General features: G+C 59.1%; 16 protein-coding genes. 4 read left to right on the top strand and 12 right to left on the bottom strand.

Annotated features, from left to right (window positions below; all coding sequences use genetic code 11):
• Positions 1–71: 71 nt before the first annotated feature.
• From RAC79_RS09840 to RAC79_RS09855, 4 genes are all read right to left on the bottom strand, one after another.
• On the bottom strand, positions 72–1,427 hold the full coding sequence (locus tag RAC79_RS09840; RefSeq protein WP_174037018.1) for a HAMP domain-containing sensor histidine kinase: 1,356 nt from the start codon (positions 1,425–1,427) through the stop codon (positions 72–74).
• The gene (locus RAC79_RS09845; protein WP_174040065.1) at positions 1,424–2,098 is read right to left on the bottom strand and encodes a response regulator transcription factor; all 675 of its coding nucleotides are present in this window, start codon (positions 2,096–2,098) and stop codon (positions 1,424–1,426) included. Before RAC79_RS09845 ends, RAC79_RS09840 begins: the two co-directional genes overlap by 4 nt.
• Before the next feature lie 247 nt (positions 2,099–2,345).
• Positions 2,346–3,581 carry an SGNH family hydrolase gene (locus tag RAC79_RS09850; protein WP_065656525.1) on the bottom strand — a complete coding sequence of 412 codons (1,236 nt, stop codon included), beginning with the start codon at positions 3,579–3,581 and terminating at the stop codon, positions 2,346–2,348.
• A 63-nt stretch (positions 3,582–3,644) separates the two neighbouring features.
• Complete coding sequence (locus tag RAC79_RS09855; protein WP_078052054.1) at positions 3,645–4,868, bottom strand: lytic murein transglycosylase; 1,224 nt, start codon at positions 4,866–4,868, stop codon at positions 3,645–3,647.
• 195 nt (positions 4,869–5,063) lie between these two features.
• On the opposite strand from RAC79_RS09855, the gene galU reads away from it, so the two are divergent.
• Positions 5,064–5,951: a UTP--glucose-1-phosphate uridylyltransferase GalU gene (galU, locus tag RAC79_RS09860; RefSeq protein WP_065656524.1), complete on the top strand. Its 888-nt coding sequence runs from the start codon at positions 5,064–5,066 to the stop codon at positions 5,949–5,951.
• A gap of 59 nt (positions 5,952–6,010) precedes the next feature.
• On the opposite strand, the gene uppP is transcribed toward galU, so the two are convergent.
• Complete coding sequence (gene uppP / locus RAC79_RS09865) at positions 6,011–7,516, bottom strand: polysaccharide biosynthesis protein UppP (protein ID WP_174040064.1); 1,506 nt, start codon at positions 7,514–7,516, stop codon at positions 6,011–6,013.
• Positions 7,517–7,937: 421 nt separating this feature from the next.
• Here uppP and RAC79_RS09870 point away from each other — a divergent pair, with 421 nt between their 5' ends.
• Positions 7,938–8,303: a PAS domain-containing protein gene (locus RAC79_RS09870; protein WP_065656522.1), complete on the top strand. Its 366-nt coding sequence runs from the start codon at positions 7,938–7,940 to the stop codon at positions 8,301–8,303.
• Between the two features lie 112 nt (positions 8,304–8,415).
• On the top strand, positions 8,416–9,411 hold the full coding sequence (locus RAC79_RS09875; RefSeq protein WP_174040063.1) for an SIS domain-containing protein: 996 nt from the start codon (positions 8,416–8,418) through the stop codon (positions 9,409–9,411).
• A gap of 36 nt (positions 9,412–9,447) precedes the next feature.
• On the opposite strand, the gene RAC79_RS09880 is transcribed toward RAC79_RS09875, so the two are convergent.
• The 6 genes from RAC79_RS09880 to RAC79_RS09905 form a co-directional block, all read right to left on the bottom strand.
• The gene (locus RAC79_RS09880) at positions 9,448–9,912 is read right to left on the bottom strand and encodes an NfeD family protein (protein ID WP_078052223.1); all 465 of its coding nucleotides are present in this window, start codon (positions 9,910–9,912) and stop codon (positions 9,448–9,450) included.
• A gap of 2 nt (positions 9,913–9,914) precedes the next feature.
• The gene (locus RAC79_RS09885) at positions 9,915–10,964 is read right to left on the bottom strand and encodes an SPFH domain-containing protein (RefSeq protein ID WP_065656520.1); all 1,050 of its coding nucleotides are present in this window, start codon (positions 10,962–10,964) and stop codon (positions 9,915–9,917) included.
• 57 nt (positions 10,965–11,021) lie between these two features.
• The gene (gene hemH, locus RAC79_RS09890) at positions 11,022–12,056 is read right to left on the bottom strand and encodes a ferrochelatase (RefSeq protein ID WP_142845355.1); all 1,035 of its coding nucleotides are present in this window, start codon (positions 12,054–12,056) and stop codon (positions 11,022–11,024) included.
• Between the two features lie 354 nt (positions 12,057–12,410).
• Positions 12,411–14,336, bottom strand: a complete 1,926-nt coding sequence (locus RAC79_RS09895; protein ID WP_174040062.1) for a 5'-nucleotidase C-terminal domain-containing protein — start codon at positions 14,334–14,336, stop codon at positions 12,411–12,413.
• A 214-nt stretch (positions 14,337–14,550) separates the two neighbouring features.
• Positions 14,551–14,925 (bottom strand): outer membrane lipoprotein Omp10, encoded by a 375-nt coding sequence (omp10, locus tag RAC79_RS09900; RefSeq protein ID WP_003506132.1) that lies wholly within the window; start codon positions 14,923–14,925, stop codon positions 14,551–14,553.
• A 149-nt stretch (positions 14,926–15,074) separates the two neighbouring features.
• Positions 15,075–16,520: a homospermidine synthase gene (locus RAC79_RS09905; RefSeq protein WP_125144962.1), complete on the bottom strand. Its 1,446-nt coding sequence runs from the start codon at positions 16,518–16,520 to the stop codon at positions 15,075–15,077.
• A 258-nt stretch (positions 16,521–16,778) separates the two neighbouring features.
• Here RAC79_RS09905 and RAC79_RS09910 point away from each other — a divergent pair, with 258 nt between their 5' ends.
• Positions 16,779–17,687, top strand: coding sequence for a GGDEF domain-containing protein (locus RAC79_RS09910; protein WP_174040061.1), 909 nt, complete (start codon positions 16,779–16,781; stop codon positions 17,685–17,687).
• Here the strand turns inward: RAC79_RS09910 and RAC79_RS09915 are convergent.
• A complete protein-coding gene (locus RAC79_RS09915) occupies positions 17,684–18,319 on the bottom strand; it encodes an aminotransferase class IV family protein (RefSeq protein WP_065656515.1) in 636 nt (211 codons plus the stop codon). The genes RAC79_RS09910 and RAC79_RS09915 overlap by 4 nt on opposite strands.
• Between the last annotated feature and the right edge of the window lie 62 nt (positions 18,320–18,381).

Genomic DNA, 18,381 nt, shown 5'->3' on the forward strand with positions numbered 1-18,381 from the left:
TGGCGAAATCGATAAGAAGCGGAAGGGCCTGTTGCGTGCGCGACAGGCCTTTTTGTTAGACTGCGGCGTCGTCAGCAATAGGGAAGAGCGATGCGGAAGCAGGCGCCGCCGGTGGAGGAATCGCTGATGGTGATCTCGCCGCCGTGATAACGGACGATCTCCTGCACGAGATTGAGCCCAAGCCCGGTGCCGCGATCCTTCGGCCTCAGCCGGTGAAACGCATCAAAGACGAGTTCCCGTTCCGCCTCGGGAATACCATTTCCTTCATCGGCTATCTCGATCACCCGGTTTGAGGCCACTCTTATGGTGATGGTTCCGCGATTGCCGCCATGTTCAATGGCGTTCTGCACGATGTTCATTAAAGCGCGCTGCAGCGAGGCATCATCGGCAAGTGCAAGGATCGGTTCCTCTTCCGGCTCGAAGGACAGATTATATCCCTGTGAGATCGCAAGCGGGGCCATATCGGCGACGACGGACCTGCACAGGCCGACGATATCAAGCGGAACCAGCGGTGCTTTCTGCCCGCCAAGGCGCTGCAAATCAAGCAATTGTTCGGCCAGCACGGCGATGCGGCTGGCATCCGCCAATATTCTGCTGCGGGCCGGGCCGTCCAGCAGCGTTTCAACGCGGGTCTGGAGAATGGCGACGGGGGTTCGCAATTCATGGGCGGCATCGAGAATGAAGCGCTTGTGCCGTTCGTAACCATCGTCCAGCCGCTTCAACGCGCCGTTGACGGCATGCACGAGCGGCTGCACCTCCCGTGGAATATCGCCATCCGGCAATCGGTATCCGCGCCTGTCGATATCGATGGTTTCCGCCGCGCGGGCAATGGTGGAAAGGGCGCGAAATTCCCGGCGGATGATCCAGGGGATGGTCACGACCGTCACGATGGACATGAGAATGAGGACAGGCATGATCAATATGTTCGAGAACAAAAAAACGGGGAAGGTCATGCTGAACGGTCCGCCTTTGCCGATCATGACGAATTCTCCGGCCGGCCCCGAAGCGCGGCGAACAATGGCGATGCGCACCACGGCGAGGTAGGAATAGGACAGCGCCGCGTCGCGCACGTCGGAGACCCTGATGTCGCTCAGCTGCTGATCCATGTTGCTGAATGCCTCGGGCACCTGCCCGCCCTGCACGATCTCCCCTTTTTCGCTGACCGCGACGAACCAGAAATCGGAGGTATTGCTGCGCAGGTTGATGAATTCGGGCGTTTCTTGGAGAACCAGCCGATTGTCCTCATTCCGTATGATCGCGTTGGCGGTTATCTGGGCCGCCTCCGGGCTGAGCAGCGCGCTGCCTGCGCCGCCGCTCGACATATAGGTGACAATGGCGGCGGTGACGAAGAACAGGCTGCCGATCTGGAACAGCAGCAGTTGAATGGTGAGCCGGCGCTTGAGCGATTTTCTTCTGGCCAGCTTCACGAGGTTGCCCTCAGCAGGTAACCGACGCCGCGAATGCCGTGGACCTCAAGGCCCGCATCCGCGGCCGCCAATTTGCGGCGCAGGCGGGAGATATGGGAATCGAGTGCATTGGACTGGATCTCATCGTCGAAATTATAAACGGCTTCCTCAAGCAATGAGCGCAGCACCGTTCTGCCCTGTCGCCGCAACAGGGCCTCGAGGATCAGCAGTTCGCGTCTGGTCAGCGGAAGGAATTCACCCTTGATATGCACCTCGCGGGTTTCGAAACAAAATTCCAGCCTGCCCAGTTTTGCCGTCATCGTCACGGCGCTCGCCGGCCGGCGCATCAGGGCGCGAATGCGTGCAAGCAGTTCCTCGACGGCAAATGGCTTGGCCAGATAATCGTCCGCACCGAGGTTCAGGCCATTCACCCGATCCACAAGCGCGCCCTGCGCGGTGAGCACGATGACGGGCGGGGTGACGGGCAGGAGCCGCAAGTCTTCGATAAGCTGGATGCCGTCACCATCGGGCAATTGCCGGTCGAGCACGACAAGGTCGTGGACGCCGTCCATGATGGCGTGACGGGCAAGATCGAGCGTGCCGACCTTATCCACGATAATATCGAACCGGTGGAGCGCGGCGGACAGGGCTGCTGCCATTTCGCGTTCGTCTTCAACAAGCAGCAGGCGCATGAATTCATCTCGGTATTGTCCGGCGTACCGTCCGGAAAGGGGCGCGGCGAAAGGCAAAAAACGACGGCGCCGCTGACGCTACAAACAAGCGAGGCGTCGCCGTCAAATGGATGTCGCCATGCAAAAAGGGGACCGGGGATGGTGGATGGCCAACCCCGCATTCCTGCAAAGCTGTACCTATCCTGTCATGCGCGGATTGCCTAAACATTACGCCCGCTGCGGGGCGGTCAGGCAGCTGCGAAAGCGTCTATTGTTTTGCCTGTGTGGTATCGGGCGCCACACGATAGTCATCGATGCGGCCTGCCGGTGCATCGGCCATTTCGCCCCGCTTGGTCAACCTCTCGCGTGGCGATTCCACCACGGATACGCGTGTCGTTCCGGCGGTCAAAGGAGCATCGCCCAGCAGCTTGTCGCCGCCATCGAGATTGGGGTCGGTGAGACTGATAGGCTGGGTGCGTACCTGCCCGGCATCGATGCCGAGCGCGGGCAGGGAGGTGAGCGCCGGCAGATTGCTGCCGTCCAGTTTCACGAGGTCCGGCCCGGCGCTATCGAGGTGCCGGCGCACGAATTTTTCGACGTAAAATGCAAGCTTACGTTTGCCGGCCTGGGTCATGCCGATGCCATCAGCCTCGCGCAGGCGCGCCTGCTGGCCGTTCATGTCGTAGCCGGTGATGACGAATTTTCCCGCCTCATCGACGAAACCGTCCCAGACGTCCACGAATTCGCCACCATATTTCTCGACATGGCTGCGATAAAGCCGGTTGAAACCGACGAGATCGGCCGAAAGCGACGGCGACTGGAAGGCGGGCAGGCCAACCCACAAGAGCGGCACCTTTGGGCGTCCGGCAAGGGCCAGAAGCTCGTCGATCCGCCGCTCATATTCCTTGAACCAGACCTCCGTACCGAATTTTTCCCTGATATCGCCGATCTGCATCTGCTGGCGATCGTTCGATCCCATCATGATGACGATGGTGGCTGGTTTGGTCTCGCTGATGAATTGCGGCAGGTTGGTGAACCAGTCGTAGTAATCGGTACGGACGAGGCCGGAAGAACCATTGGCACGCACATCGACGGCGATTGCAGGCGAACTGGCGAAGGCATTGACCAGTTCTTCACCCATGCCGCCGGCGAGAAAATCGCCGATGACCAGAACGCGCCGCGCATTTTCAAGCTTGGCGGCTGGCTCCGGCTTTGCGGTTCGCATCTGCACCACCGAGGGCGCTTTTCTGGCGGGTTGCGGGCGGGTGACCGATCTTTCGCGCGGAGCAGACGGAAAGTCGCGACGGTTGCGGGGCTGGTATTCGCGCCCGGATCCGCCATCGCGGCCCACCGGTCTGCCGAAGAGCATTTCAAACAGGGTGCGCCGTTGCTCCTGCGCGAAGCTTTCGAAAGGAACGAGCGGCACGGTAAGGACAGCGCAAAGAAGGACGGCGCAGAAACGCCAGCCGGTTCTTCCGTTCTTCGCCGCAGGTTTCCTACTCATGACATCAACCTCTCCGGATGCATCGGCGGCGCTCACGCCGCCGCCGAATTCACCGGCACATTATCAATTGCGCAGGGCTCTCAGCAACCGCTGCGACGGCTGGCCGTCGGTTTCCATACCCATGCGCGACTGGATGGCGCTGATGGCGGCTTTCGAACCGGAGCCGAAGTTCCCATCCACCTCGCCGTCATAATAGCCGAGCTCCTTCATGCGGGTCTGCAGCTCGAATTTTTCACGAATGTCCAGCGTCCCATCGGGGCGCGGCCATTTCTGCTGCATGCCGCCATAACCGGCGATCTCATCCGCAAGCAGGCCGACGGCGAGCGCATAGCTGTCGGAGGCGTTGTATTTCTTGATGGTGAAGAAGTTTTTCATCATCAGGAAGCCGGGGCCGTTTGCTCCGCCCTGCAATTTCAGCATGGCGCGATCGGAACCGCGCGTGAAGTTCTTGCCGTTCGGGCGGGCAAAGCCGAGCTTCGTCCATTCCGCAATGGTCTTCGTTTGCCCTTCATAACGGGCGCCGCCACGCGGAACGGCGGTTTCATAACCCCAGGTCCGGCCGGGCTCCCAGCCGTTTTTGGAAAGAAGATTGGCAGCGGTGGCTAGTGCGTCCGGAACGGAGTGCCAGATGTCGCGCTTGCCGTTGCCATCCGCATCCACCGCATAAAGCAGGTAGCTGGTGGGAATGAACTGGGTGTGACCCATCGCGCCCGCCCAGGAGCCTGTCAGCTGTTTCGGCGTGACATCGCCCGCCTGAAGAATCTTCAGAGCGGCGATCAATTGCGTGCGCGCGAATTTGGCGCGTTTGGGATCGGAATAGGCGAGCGTTGCCAGCGCCTGCGGGATGTTGTGCAGCCGTTCCGGCTTTTCGAGAACCGCGCCGTAATTCGATTCCATCGACCAGATGGCGAGAATGATGTGCTTGTCGACATTGAAGTTACGCTCGATCCAGTTGAGGGTCGTTGCGTGCTTCATCTTCATCTCGCGGCCGATCCGCACCGTGTACGGATTGACGCGGGAATCGAGATAATCCCAGATCTGCGTGGTGAATTCCGGCTGGAAGGTGGCCTTGCGCAGCGCGTCGGGATCCGGCTCGCTGACACCGGCAAAGGCCTTCTGATAGGTCGCCTTGCTAATGCCTTCTTTCGCGGCTGTTGCATAGAACTGGTTGATCCACTGACGGAATCCCTGATCGGCGCGGGCCGAAACGGGCGCCAGCGAGATTGCCAGGCCTGCAACCAGCATGCAGCCGAATTTGCGGACATCTGAAAGGATCATCTTTGTCATCGTCTGTCTTTCGTTCTCTCGAATGTCATTTCGATTGCGAAAACGCATCGGGCGTCATCATGGATAACAAAAGAACGTCAACAAATTCTTTACCATTAATAGATGGTAGCGTCACCCTTTACAAAACGTTGTTATTTTTGAAATAACAACAGCGTGCGGGGATTGTGATCAAGTTTTATCTCTCAGGAGGGATATGTGGTAGAACAGAAGAAAATTCGGAAGGCCGTATTTCCGGTCGCAGGTCTCGGCACGCGTTTCCTGCCCGCAACCAAGGCGGTTCCGAAAGAAATGCTCACCGTCGTCGACAAGCCGGTCATTCAATACGTTGTCGATGAGGCGGCGGAAGCGGGCATCGAACATTTTGTATTTGTCACCGGCCGCGGCAAGGCGGTGATCGAAGATTATTTTGATATTCAATTTGAACTTGAACAGATGCTGCGCGAGCGCAACAAGAATGCCGAGCTGACATTGCTGGCCGGCCTTCTGCCCAAAGCGGGTACTGCAAGCTTCACGCGCCAGCAGGTGCCGCTCGGTCTTGGCCATGCGGTCTGGTGCGCCCGTGATATCGTCGGTGACGAGCCTTTCGCCGTGCTCTTGCCCGATATGATCATGCATTCGCAGAAAAGCTGCCTCAAGGGCATGGTCGAACTTTACGACCAGACCCAGGGCAACGTCATCGCGGTGCAGGAATGCGCTCCCGACCAGACGCATAAATACGGTATCGTCGGCGTGGGTGATGCCGTGGGTGAAGGTTTCAAGATCACTGAAATGGTCGAAAAGCCTGCCAAGGGTACGGCGCCGTCGAATTTCTATATCAACGGCCGTTATATTCTTCAGCCCGAGATTTTCGACATTCTCGAAAATCAGGAGCGTGGCGCCGGCAACGAAATCCAGCTGACGGACGGCATGCTGACGCTTGCCAAGTCGCAGCAGTTCTCCGGATATCATTTCCGTGGCCAGACCTTCGATTGCGGCGCCAAGGATGGTTTCATTCTTGCCAACGTCGCCTTCGCGCTGGAGCGTGGCGATATTCGCCCTGCGATCGAAGAGCCGATCAAGGCCCTGATCAACGGGCTGAAGTAATTCACCAGAACAACAACGGAATCCCGGCCTCAGCGCCGGGATTTCTTTTTGGCCGAAGCCTATCGCTTGAGGACAAGTCCTGCGCCGACGCGCAGCTCGCTGCTGTCATAAACCGGTGTCCACTGATAGCTGACGTCCGCCGTCAGGTCGAGATAGCGGTTCAGTCCCCAGGTCAGGCCGGCGCCAGCGGTATATTCAACGGCATTTTCCATGTCGGAAGAGGGGAATGTGCGATGCACGATCTGTCCCGTCAGGCGGGCAACGAGGTTGCTGCGCAATTCGTGGGTCAGGCCGGCATCCAGCCGATAGGAAACCCAGCCACCATGCGGTCCGCCGGCAAAGTCCTCTATCGTCGTGCGCAGGCCGAGATTGACATTGGTGCCCCGCTGAGGTGACCAGTTAAGTTCGCCATCCAGCGTCAATGCGCCTATCGAGGCGAGGCGATCGTCGTCATATTGCTTGCGCAGATAGCCGATGGCGGCCTCGCCACGTGTCTTCTCGCCAAGATCGACTTCCGCGCCGACCTTCGCCCCATAGGCATTGGAGGAGCGGGCATAGCCCGAATTGTCGAGACGCCTGTCATATTTGGTCGTCCCGGCATTCAGTTCGAGGAAGGGGATGAGTGCCGGCGACAATTCATAACCGATGCGTCCGCGCAGGTTCGCGCCGTTCTGGTCGCGGTCACTGAGGCTGATCGGCCGGCCGTCGACGCCTTTCGCATCCGTATAGACCGTGCGCGAGAGATCGAGCGCCGCCAGGCCGCGCAGCTTGCCGAAATCCCGCTCTATCGATGCGCTGGTGGTGAAGCGGTGTTCGCCGCCCTGCACGGCAGCGCCGGTGAGAGCATTAGGGTCCGTCGTGTCTTCGCGGCTGAATTCGTAACCGGCCTTGAGATTGGCCGTCGTTTCTTCGCCGAGATCAAGGCGCAGATCGGCCTCTACCCTTGCCCGGGGTTCTTCGCCGTCCTTGTCGCTGCCGAAGTTCCTCTCCCAGGCGCCGTCGCCGGTTACCGTTAAAGCGTGACGGGACCAGTCGCTGGTGAGCGTACCGCGTATGCCTGTCGTCAGATAATTGCGTCTGGAAGGGCCGCCAGTATTCGTCTGCTTTTCCGTATTGATCGTCTGGCTGATCGAGGGCCGCAGCAGGAATGTGCCGAGCCGGATGCCGGGCGTCTGGCCGGGTTCGGTGGCTATCCGTGGATTTTCGCCACCGTCCACCGTCGGCTCATAGGGGTTTTCGCCTTCGGCATAGGGTTGGCCCGCTTCGTCCTGCTGTTCGTAAATCGGATCGCCGGGATTGTTGGACGGACGCCAGAGTTGCGGTGCCGGCGTGGGTGTAGCTGTGGCCGGGACAGCGCCCGTGCCAGTGCTCACCCCATTGTCCGTCGCCGGTGTGGGGGAAGCTGCTCCGTCGACGGCAGAAGCGCTGCCCGGCAATACAGGTATGGCTGTCGTTGCAGTCTGCGCGAAGGTGCTTCCCTGTGGGGAAAAAATCGTGCAGGCGAGCAGCAGGGTTGCTGCTTTCCGCGACGTCGGCAGACGTGTGGCGGTGCCCTTCACGCTCATTCCTTTTCACCCGGCGAGTTTGGCCGATGCCGGATCGAAGGGCCAACAAGACATCTCCTCAGGCCCGATGAGTGACAGGCCGATGAAATGACGTGAAGAAACCAGGGACCAGACAGGCGACGCAAGTTTTAACATCGCTTTAACAATAGGTTTTTTATGGTTAACAGTTGATAAAGATCGCCGGGATTTCAGTGTTATGGCAGGCGAGGGAAAAGCAGAGACACCCCATCGCTCAATCGGGCGGCTCGATTTCACTCACCTCGGTTACTGGAGAAGAATAGTCATAAATGCAAAAAAATTCTAATATGAGAAGATTAAAACGTTTCAATTTGGCACGGAATTGCCCTATAGTTTACAGCGGCTGATCGTCTATTGCGCAGCAAGTGGTATTGAATTTTATTTTGTGTGACAGCGCCGTTTCATGAATCCCGTTTTGAACGCCAAGCAGGTCGGTTTTTATTGTTGGGATATTACCAATGACCGTTTCTACCTAGATGAAGTATGTGCTGAACTCTTCGGGATTCCGCTGCGGGAGGCGATGCAGGGCATCAGCATTTTTCAGATGCTTGAAAAAGTGGACCTCGATCATCGAAACCATGTGATCGAAACGGCGTTGACCACCCTGAAGGCCGCGAGTTTTTATAATCAGGAATATGCCGTGCGCCGCAGCGACGGCTCGGTCTCATGGGTAAGGACGCTCGGGCGATATCTGGTCGACGAGGAAAACATCCCTTTCAAGCGGCTTGGAACGATGGAGGAGATTTCTCCGCCGGACCGGCGTCATTGATGACATGTCGTCGGACTGAAACCGTCGAACATTTTTGGACGACATCGACTAAAACCCGGCGCTCACCGGCTGGAGAGTGGACTTATTCCGGCTGAAAGAGTAACAGTCGGCCATGATTACGCGCGCCGTCAAACTGGTCGAAGACAATGCCATCGAATCCGCCGTGCGGACGATTTCGATGGAGCGGGCTGGCCTTGCCGCCCTTGAGGATGCTCTGAGGAACGGTCTTTCAGACCCCTTCTGCAAGGCGATCGAGACCATCGGCCAGTCGAATGGCCGTCTCATCATTACCGGGGTCGGTAAAAGCGGCCACATAGGCGCGAAGCTTGCCGCCACCTTCGCCTCCACCGGGACGCCCGCCTTTTTTGTGCATGCGGCGGAGGCCAATCACGGCGATCTCGGCATGATCGGCGGCGATGATGTGGTGCTGGCCATTTCCAAGGGCGGCGAAAGCGCGGAACTGCGCAGCATCATCAACTATTCGCGCCGTTTCTCCATTCCGTTGATAGCGCTCACCTGCTCGGAAAATTCATCGCTGGCACAGGCTTCCGATATCGTGCTGCTGGTTCCCAATGAGCAGGAAGCCTGCCCGCTCGGCCTTGCGCCCACGACCTCTACGTTGATGCAGCTTGCGCTGGGCGATGCCCTTGCCGTTGCGCTGCTGGAGGCGCGCAATTTCACCGCGGGCGATTTCAAGGTGTTTCATCCCGGCGGCAAGCTGGGGGCGAGCCTTACGCTGGTCAGCGATATCATGCATACCGGTGATCGTGTGCCGCTGGTCAACAAGGGAACGGCCATGCCGGAAGCGGTCGGGGTTCTCTCCCGCAAGCATTTCGGCTGCGTCGGTATTCTGGACGAGGATGGCCGCCTTTGCGGCATCGTCACCGAAGGCGATATGGCGCGCAACCTGTCGCGCAACCTCGCCGAATTGACGGTCGATGACATCATGACCCGCACGCCGAAGACCGTCAAAAAATCGGTGCTGGCGACCAGCGCACTGGCGACGCTGGAAAAATTCCACATTGGTGCGCTGATTGTCATCGATGATGACAACCGGCCCATCGGGCTGGTGCATTTCCACGATCTCTTGAGAATTGGCGTGGCTTGAAGCAAGCGCCGATCCTGAAAAAATGCTCCTGAAAACCTATCGGTCCAACGGCTCGATTGTCAGCGTGCGTCCGCGCGCGGAAGCAATTCTCACACGGGTGCCGGCCGGCAGGTCTTCGCCGTTGACCGGCCACCAGGTATCGTCCAGCCTGATCCGGCCACGCCCTTCGACAATCGGCTCCTGAAGGGTCGCGGTGCGGCCGACAAGGCTTGCCTCACGCTGGTTGAGGAAGGGCTCGTCGCTTGCCGCCCGGTTCCTGCCGAAATATTTCCGGCCGAGCAGGGCGAAGACGACGGAAAGCGCGGCAAACAGCACCAGCTGCAATTGCCAGGCCCAGAATGCCGTATCCCATAAAAGCAGCGAGACCGCGCCGATGACCAGCGCGGCGAGGCCGATCCAGATCAGGAATACGCCGGGAGCGATGAGTTCGGCGGCCAGAAGCACGAAGGCGACAATCCACCAGCTCCATGGCCCCAGCTCAGTGGCAAGCCGTTGCAACATCATCACTTCTCCGATGAAGCGCCGAAGGGATTACCGGGGATCGTGACGTTGATGCTCTGGCCGGAGGGCCGCGTCGGCGGCACGGAACGGGGCGCTGTGGAGGCGGCGGGCGCAGTCGGCGCATCGCCCCTGTCACCGAAAACCTCTTTCGCAATCGTGCCGATACCGCCGAGGGAACCGATCAGCGCCGAAGCCTCCATCGGCATCAGCACGATCTTGGAATTCTTCGCCGTGCCGATCTCCGCCAGAGCCTCGGTATATTTCTGGGCGACGAAATAGTTGATGGCGTGGACATTGCCGGCGGCGATGGCTTCCGAGACCATGCGGGTGGCATTGGCTTCGGCCTCGGCCAGACGCTCGCGCGCCTCGGCATCGCGGAATGCCGCTTCGCGCTGGCCTTCCGCCTCCAGAATGGCGGATTGCTTTGCGCCTTCCGCGCGCAGGATCTGGGCATTGCGGGCGCCTTCGGCTTCCAGCACCTGCGCGCGTTTTTCACGCTCGGCCTTCATCTGCCGCGCCATGGAATCGACGAGATCCTTCGGCGGTGCGATGTCCTTGATTTCGATGCGGGTGACCTTGATGCCCCATGGTCCCACCGCCTCGTCCACCACGCGCAGCAGGCGGTCGTTGATGGCGTCGCGGTTCGACAGCAATTCGTCGAGGTCCATCGAGCCCATCACCGAACGGATATTGGTCATGGTGAGGTTTTCGATGGCCATTTCCAGATTGGCGATCTGATAGGCGGCCTGCGCGGCATTGAGGACCTGATAGAAAGTGACGGCGTCGGCGGAGACGCTGGCATTGTCGCGGGTGATGACTTCCTGTGTCGGTATATGAAGGACCTGCTCCATCACGTTCATTTTCGAACCGATGGTTTCGAAGAACGGCACGATGAGGTTCAGGCCCGGCTCGAGTGTGCGGGTGTAGCGCCCGAACCGTTCAACCGTGTAACGATGCCCCTGGGGGACGGTCTTGATGCCGGCAAACAGCACCAGAATAACGAGAACCACCGCTGCCATGACGACGATGTCGAAACCGCCCAATGCAATCATCACTTTTCCTCCTGATCGGAACCGTCCGGGTTTTACCCCGGCATCGTTATGGCAAGATTACACCCATCCTTGCAACTCCCGCCGCACAACCTTTTCGAGAACATTCATGCCCTCGGCGCTGTCGTTCAGGCAGGGAATATGGGTAAATTTCTCTCCGCCATTATGCAGGAAAATCTCGCCCGCTTCACCGGCGATTTCTTCCAGTGTCTCAAGACAATCCGAAACGAAGCCGGGATTCATTACGGCGATGCGCTTGATGCCTTCCGAGGCCAGCTTTTCCACGGTCTTGTCGGTATAGGGCTGCAACCATTCTTCCGGTCCGAAACGCGACTGGAAGGTGATCATGAAATTTTTCTCTGTCCGCCCCAGCGCCTCGCGCAGCAGCCGTGCGGTTTTCTGGCAGTGACAATAATAGGGATCGCCCTTTTTGAAATAGGATTGCGGAATGCCGTGGAAAGAGGTGATCAGCATTTCCGGCTCCCAGTCCAGCGTCGCCAGATGGTTTTTGACCGAGGCGGCGAGCGCCTCGATATAGGCCGGATCGTCGTGATAGGGCGGCACGGTGCGGATGGCGGGCTGCCAGCGCAGCTTCATCAAATGCTCGAAAGCCTTGTCGTTCACGGTTGCCGTGGTCGATGCGGCATATTGCGGGTAAAGCGGGAAAAGCAGGATTTTTTCGCAACCCTGTTCCTTCAGCGCGTCGATCTTGGAGGCGATGGAGGGCTGGCCGTAACGCATGCCCCAGTCGACCGCGACATTGGGCAGGTCCTTCAGCGCTTCTGCCAGCAGCTCGCCCTGGCTGCGAGTATAGGTGCGCAGATAGCTTTCATTGCGCTCGCGGTTCCAGATCTCCTCATAGGCCTTGCCGACTTTCTGCGGGCGCTTGTTGAGAACAATGCCGTAAAGGATCGGATACCAGTAGAGACGCGACCATTCGATTACCCGCTTGTCGCTCAGGAATTCCGCCAGATAACGGCGCATCGGCCAATAGTCCGTACCGTCAGGCGTGCCGAGGTTGACGAGCAGGACGCCGACCTTGCCAAATGCCGTGCGGGGATGGTTTGCGGGGAGTGCGGATAGTTCTGTCGCCATGAATGACACCCTGAAACTCGGACTGGTTGTGTGAGGAGCGGTTCCGTTTCGGACAAGGGCGGAAACGCTCCATCTTCTGTTTATGCGCGCCGAACGCAAACCGCGACGGGGTTGGGCCGGCAATGCCCGAGCTATACGCTCGTGCCGCCAATTTGTTCATGTGTTCTAGACGAAATTTTTCAGGATTAAACCACCGGCGGAGGCTATTTCCGGGGCGGGGGGCGCTGCAGGATGTCCTTTGCCAAAATTTGATCTGTAAAGATTTGTTTTTAAAAGGAAAATAAGAAGCCGGCCCCGATCTGCGAGGGCCGGCTTCGTGTCTGCGGCAAATTGCCCTGCCTGTTCCCATCCGGCTTATTGAGCCGGCAGTTCCAGCTCCTCGCCGATCTCGATGTGGTTCGGATGCTTTAGCGTGTTTGCCTTGGCAATCCTGCTCCAGAGAGCGCCGTCGCCATATTTCTCGGCTGCGATCTTCCAGAGCGAGTCGCCCTTTTCAACGACATATTTGCTGGCGGCGGCAGCGGCTGCGGCGGGCGTCGCCGTGGCCGGAGCCGTGGCGGCCGGTGCCGTGGCAGCAGGTGCTGCGGGAGCGGGTGCAGCGGTCGGCGCAGGTGCGGTTGCGGCCGGCGCAGGTGCCGCAGGCTTTGCCGGAGCGACATAACCGGCAGGCGTCACTTCGCTGATACGGCCATCCGTGTAGGGCTTATAGGGGCTGTTGGCGGTGATATAGGCCGCAACGGCTTCCTCGAGGTTGGGGCCGAAGTCATAGGCGTTGATGGCCTTGGTCGCAAAGACCTTGAAGCCGTCGCCGCCGGTACGCACGTAATTATTGGCCGCGACGATATATGTCTTGGCGGGATCGAGAGGCACGAAAGCGTCGCCTTCCTTGACCTCGACCGAAACGACCCGGCCGCCGGCAGGCTTCGAGCGGTCGAAGGAATATTTCAGGCCGGAGACCTGCATAAAACGACCAGCACCGTCGTCGATCTGGCTGACGCCGTTTTCGAGGGCGGCGCGAATATCCTCACCCTTCAGCTGGAAGGTTGCGACGGTGTTCTGGAACGGCAGAACCGTCAGCACTTCGCCCATGGAGACATCGCCGGCATCGATGGAGGAGCGCAGGCCGCCGCTATTGGCGAAAGCGATGGTCACGCCCTGATCCTTGACGCGGGCGAGCGTTGCATCCGCCACCAGATTGCCCATGGAGCATTCCTTCACGCGGCAAACCTTGCGGTCTCCCTCGATCGGGCCTTCCGAGGAGCCGACGACCTTCGACTTCAGAGCCTCGATCGGCGCCTTCAGCTCATCGATGCGCTTCAGCGTGGCTTCATCGGGCTTGAAGGAGGAGTCGATGAGGATTGGATCGCCCTTGCTTTCCTTGACCACGCCACTGTCATCGAAGACCACTTTGAGGTCGCCCAGATATTTGCTGTACTGCCCGGCCTGAACGACCGGAACCTTATAGCCGCCGGGATTGTCGACGAGGGTGGGATAGGGGCCTTCGGCCTTCTGGTCGGTGTTGGAAAGCAGCGTATGTGTGTGGCCGCCGACCACGACGTCGACGTCAGGGATTTTGGCGATGAATTCGAGATCGCGCGGATAGCCGACATGGGTCAGCGCGATGATCTTGTCGACGCCGTCCTGCTTCAGCTTCTGCACCTGCTCGCTGATTTTCGCGACATCTTCGGCGATGGTGATATTGGGGCCGGGCGTTGCCAGTTCCGCCGTGTCGTTCGCGACCGCGCCGACAATACCGATTTTCTGTCCGCCGACTTCGAGCACGATGGACGGCTTGACGCGGTCGCCGATTTTCGAGGCGGCGGTGGCCACCACATTGGCGGTCACGACGGGGAACTGCACCTTGTCTAGGAAGCCGGCAAGCCCGTCCTCGCTGTCGTCGAACTCATGGTTGCCGACGGTCATGGCGTCGAACTTCATGGCGTTCAGCACTTCCGCTTCCACCGTGCCCTTGTAGGTGGTGTAGAACAGCGATCCCTGGAAATTGTCGCCGGCATTGAGCAGCAGAACGTTCTTGCCTTCAGCCTTCAGGGCATCACGGGTCTGATTGATTGCGGTCAGAAGACGGGCGGCGCCGCCGAAGCATTCGTTTTTGCCTTCTTCTTCAGCCGAGCAGGTCGAGTCGAACTTGTTGATCGATTCGATACGGGAGTGAAAATCGTTGATGTGAAGAATGTTGAGCTCGTAATCGGCCAGAGCCGCTCCGGCCGAAAGCGTTATCGCCGAAACGCTCAGCATGCCCAGTCCCAAAATTTTCTTCATGGTCCCTCTCTCCTGTTCAAAGCGGAAGCCCGGGGGTCGATCATCCTCCGGCCGTGCTCATTTTCTAATCTGAAATCATGTCAGTCTTTCAAAGCGCGATGTTTCCATTTAGCGGCAATCGTCGCAAGCGAAATTATGACAGGCGCACAATAAACGAAAACGCACGCCTGAGGCGTGCGTTCCAGAAGATCATCTCTTTGAAAAGGTGACGTTATCAGCCTTGGCGCGTCAGCGAGAACTGGCTGTTCGTGTCCGTCGTGCAGTTCAATTGTGACGGGGAGACGAGGGCGCAGTTGACGCGCGACTGCGTGTTGCGCACCAGCGAGGTCATGTTGATTTCGTAAAGCGTCGGCGAGATCGTGACATAGGTGCCGGAGGCCAGAAGCGTGTTGGTATCGGTCGAACGGGTGGAGAAGGCGCCGTTCTGGAATGTCGATACGATGCCGTTGCGGTCGATCCAGCGGCCGTCGACGGCCGGGCCGCGGGAAAGCGAAGGCGCCATCGAGGTCTGCTGGGAGGGACCCGGCGCGACGCATGAAGACACCGCGATGGCGGCTGAAAGCAAAGCAGCGCTTGTCTTGAAGTTCATGGGCCTGTTCTCCTGCGATTCGATGAAACCTTCTGTGCTTCGACCATGCCGCGAAGCGTTGCTTATTTCAAGGCAACGTTGTTCGCTCTCCCCGGTTCCTGATGTCGTGCAGGAAAGCCCGTGCGTGACAAATATGAGACTCCGCCCCGTCAGCGCACGAGGATGTTGCGAAACTGCCAGGGATCGGACGTATCGATATTGTCGGGAAACAGGCCGGGGCGGCCATCGGTCGGCTTCCAGTCGGTATAATGTCCCTCGACGGGCCCGAGATAGGGGCGCTGCACCTCAAGGCAACGGCGGTAATCCATTTCATCCGCCTCGACGATACCGGCTTGCGGATTTTCGATCGCCCAGACCATGCCCGCGAGCACAGCGGAGCTGACCTGCAATCCGGTCGCATTCTGGTTGGGGGCGAGTGAGCGTGCTTCCTGCAGGCTCAACCGCGAGCCATACCAATAGGCATTCCTGTCATGGCCATAAAGAAGAACGCCGAGTTCATCGGCGCCGTCGACAAGCTCGTCTTCGCCGAGCACATGCTGGATCGGCTGGGGGGTGCCGCCATTGCCGAAAAGCTCATGCAGGGAAAGAATGGCGTCATTGCAGGGATGGTAGGCATAATGGCAGGTTGGCCGATAGGTCACGTCGCCATCATCGTTGCGGACGGTGAAATAGTCGGAAATCGAAATCGCTTCGTTATGCGTGACGAGAAATCCGTATTGCGGCCCAAGGCCCGGACACCATGTCCGCACCCGCGTATTGGCGCCGGGCTGATCGAGATAGATCGCCGCCTTGCTTCCCTTTTTCTGCTTTTTTGCGTTTTTCGGCATCCAGTTTTCATGCGTTCCCCAGCCGAGTTCGGCCGGCTGAAAACCTTCCGCGATAAAACCTTCGACCGACCATGTGTTCCAGAAAGCGCCGAAGGGCTTCGGTTCCTTCGCCCGCTGGGTGTCGCGTTCGGCCACGTGAACGCCCTTGACGCCAAGCCGCTTCATCAGCTTTGCCCAGCCATCGCGGTCATGCGGCTGCGGCTCCTCGATGTCGAGGCCGGTATCTTTGGCGAGATTGACGAGTGCCTGTTTCACGAACCAGGACACCATGCCCGGATTGGCGCCGCATGTGGAAACCGCCGTCGTGCCGCCCGGCTTGCGCGCCCTCTCCTTCAACATGGTTTCGCGCAGCGAATAATTGGTTCTGGCCGCATTATCGGCATCGGCGTCGAAATAAAAACCGGGCCAGGGTTCGACGACCGTGTCGATGTAAAGCATGCCATGTTTGCGACAAATCCGCATCAGATCGACGGAGGCGGCATCGACCGAAAGATTGACGCAGAAGCCCTGGCCCTGAACGCCCTTGAGGAGCGGCTTGAGAATCTCGCGGTAGTTTTCCTTGGTCAGATGCGTCTGGATATGGCGGATATTCCTCTCGGCCAGAAAGGCGGCGATGTCTTCGCGCGGGTCGATGACGACGAGCCGGGTCCTGTCGAAATTGAAATGACGTTCGATCAACGGAAGAGTGCCGCGCCCGATGGAGCCGAAGCCGATCATGATGATGGGGCCGTCAATATCGCCGTAAATCGGGTGGTTTTTATCCGTCATTCGTCAATTTTCCTTTTTTAGCCAATAAGTAAGCTAGATCATAAAAGCGTGCCACAATAAAGGGCAGGTGGATGACGGACATATGACGATGGCGACGGCAAGGCGGGCGCGCGCACCCTTTCCACCGCATTCTGCCTCTTCGCATTTTAGATAGTGCGTTTATAATTAAGTTCTTCTTTTCCTCTCTATGTCCAAAGGCTTGGGGGCTTTGGCCGGATGACGACGGGGGAATTTTCGCCATCACGGGAGAGTTGCCTGTTGAATAATCTTATCGAGCGTGTCGCAGCGCTTCAGAGTGCCACCCCCGTTCTTATTGCGCTTTACGATTCCGAGGACCGGTTGCGCCATGCCAATCCGTCGTTTCGGGAAAGCTTTCAGCTCGCCGCCGGCGATTTCCCGACCTGGGCGGATATCATGCGGCTGAACCATCGGCTGCGCACCGGTGTCGTCGTCCGCAACAATGATTTCGAGGGATGGCTGCTGTCGGCGCAGTCCCGGCGCGGCAAGCTGCCTTACCGCGCCTTTGAGATGGATATGCATGACGGCCGCTGGTTCTGGATGACGGAAACGGTGCAGCAGGATGGCTGGATGCTGTGCGTTGCAAGCGACGTCACCGAATTGCGCCAGGGCTACAGAACGCTGCGGCAGGACCGGGATCTGGCAGTCCGCGCCTCGCAGACGGATGAATTGACGGGAACGGCAAACCGCCGTTTCGTCTTCGCCACGCTGGCTTTGCAGGTGGAGCGGGTTGCCAAGGGGCTGGAAACGCCTTTTTGCCTGTGCACGCTCGATATCGATTTCTTCAAGCAGATCAACGACCGTTTCGGTCATAAATGCGGGGACGCGGTGCTTCGCGATTTCGTCGGCATCGCCCATTCCGTCATCCGGCGGGTGGATTGTTTCGGCAGGATCGGCGGTGAGGAATTCATGCTCATCCTGCCGCGCAGCACGGTGGCCGAGGGCCGGGAGATCGTCGAACGGCTGCTGCAGAAGGTGCGCCTTTCGAGGCCCCTCGCCGAATTCCCGGATTTTTCCTATAGCTGTTCAGCCGGGCTGACGGTCTATCGCGCGCCCGAAAGCGCCGACGATGTTTTCATGCGGGCGGATCAGGCTCTTTATGCGGCCAAGGAAAAAGGCCGCGACCGGCTTCTGTCGGTGACTGTTTAAACGAGTTCCGCCGCAATCAACCCATGCAGCGAATTGCCGACGAAGAGTTTCCGGCCGGCAATGTCTTCCGGTTTCAGCGCCTGTCCGCGTGCCCTGCGTTCGCGGATCAGATCAGCGCGCAGCACACCCGGCAGAATGCCGCTGTCGAGCGGCGGCGTCAGCAATTGCCCATCCGGCATTTCGACGAAAATGCTGGTCGATGATCCCTCGCACAACTCACCGCGCTCGTTGAGCAGCAGCACCTCGTCGGCCTCCCCGGCTGAAAATTCGGCCCGGGCGGCATCATAGGGCTCGCGGCGTGAGGACTTGTGGCGATAGAAGGTATCGGTGGAGTCAAGCGTGGTCTGCCGGGCGATGCGGACCCGCCAGACGGCATCCTGCCGCAAGGGCTGGAAGTCGGCGGTTTCGACGTCGAGTTCGCCCTTGTAGTTCATGACCAGCCTGACGCAGAGCGGCTTTTCGCCGCCCACCTTCTTTTCCAGCACCTGAACCGCATTGACCGGCGCGCGAAAACCGAGCGCGTCGGCGGAGCGCAGCAATCGGCGCATATGCTGGTCGATGCGCTGAAAGCCGGTCTGCGGCTCCCAGCGCAGGGTTTCCCTCAAGGTCAGATCGGCGGGTTTGCGTTTCATTGCCTGTGCTCGTCGCCCGAATTGTTGCCGGTGTCTCCGCCGGCAATATCAACCGGCAAAGC

It is taken from the genome of Agrobacterium sp. LR_9 (assembly GCF_041954855.1).
Taxonomy (GTDB): domain Bacteria; phylum Pseudomonadota; class Alphaproteobacteria; order Rhizobiales; family Rhizobiaceae; genus Agrobacterium; species Agrobacterium leguminum.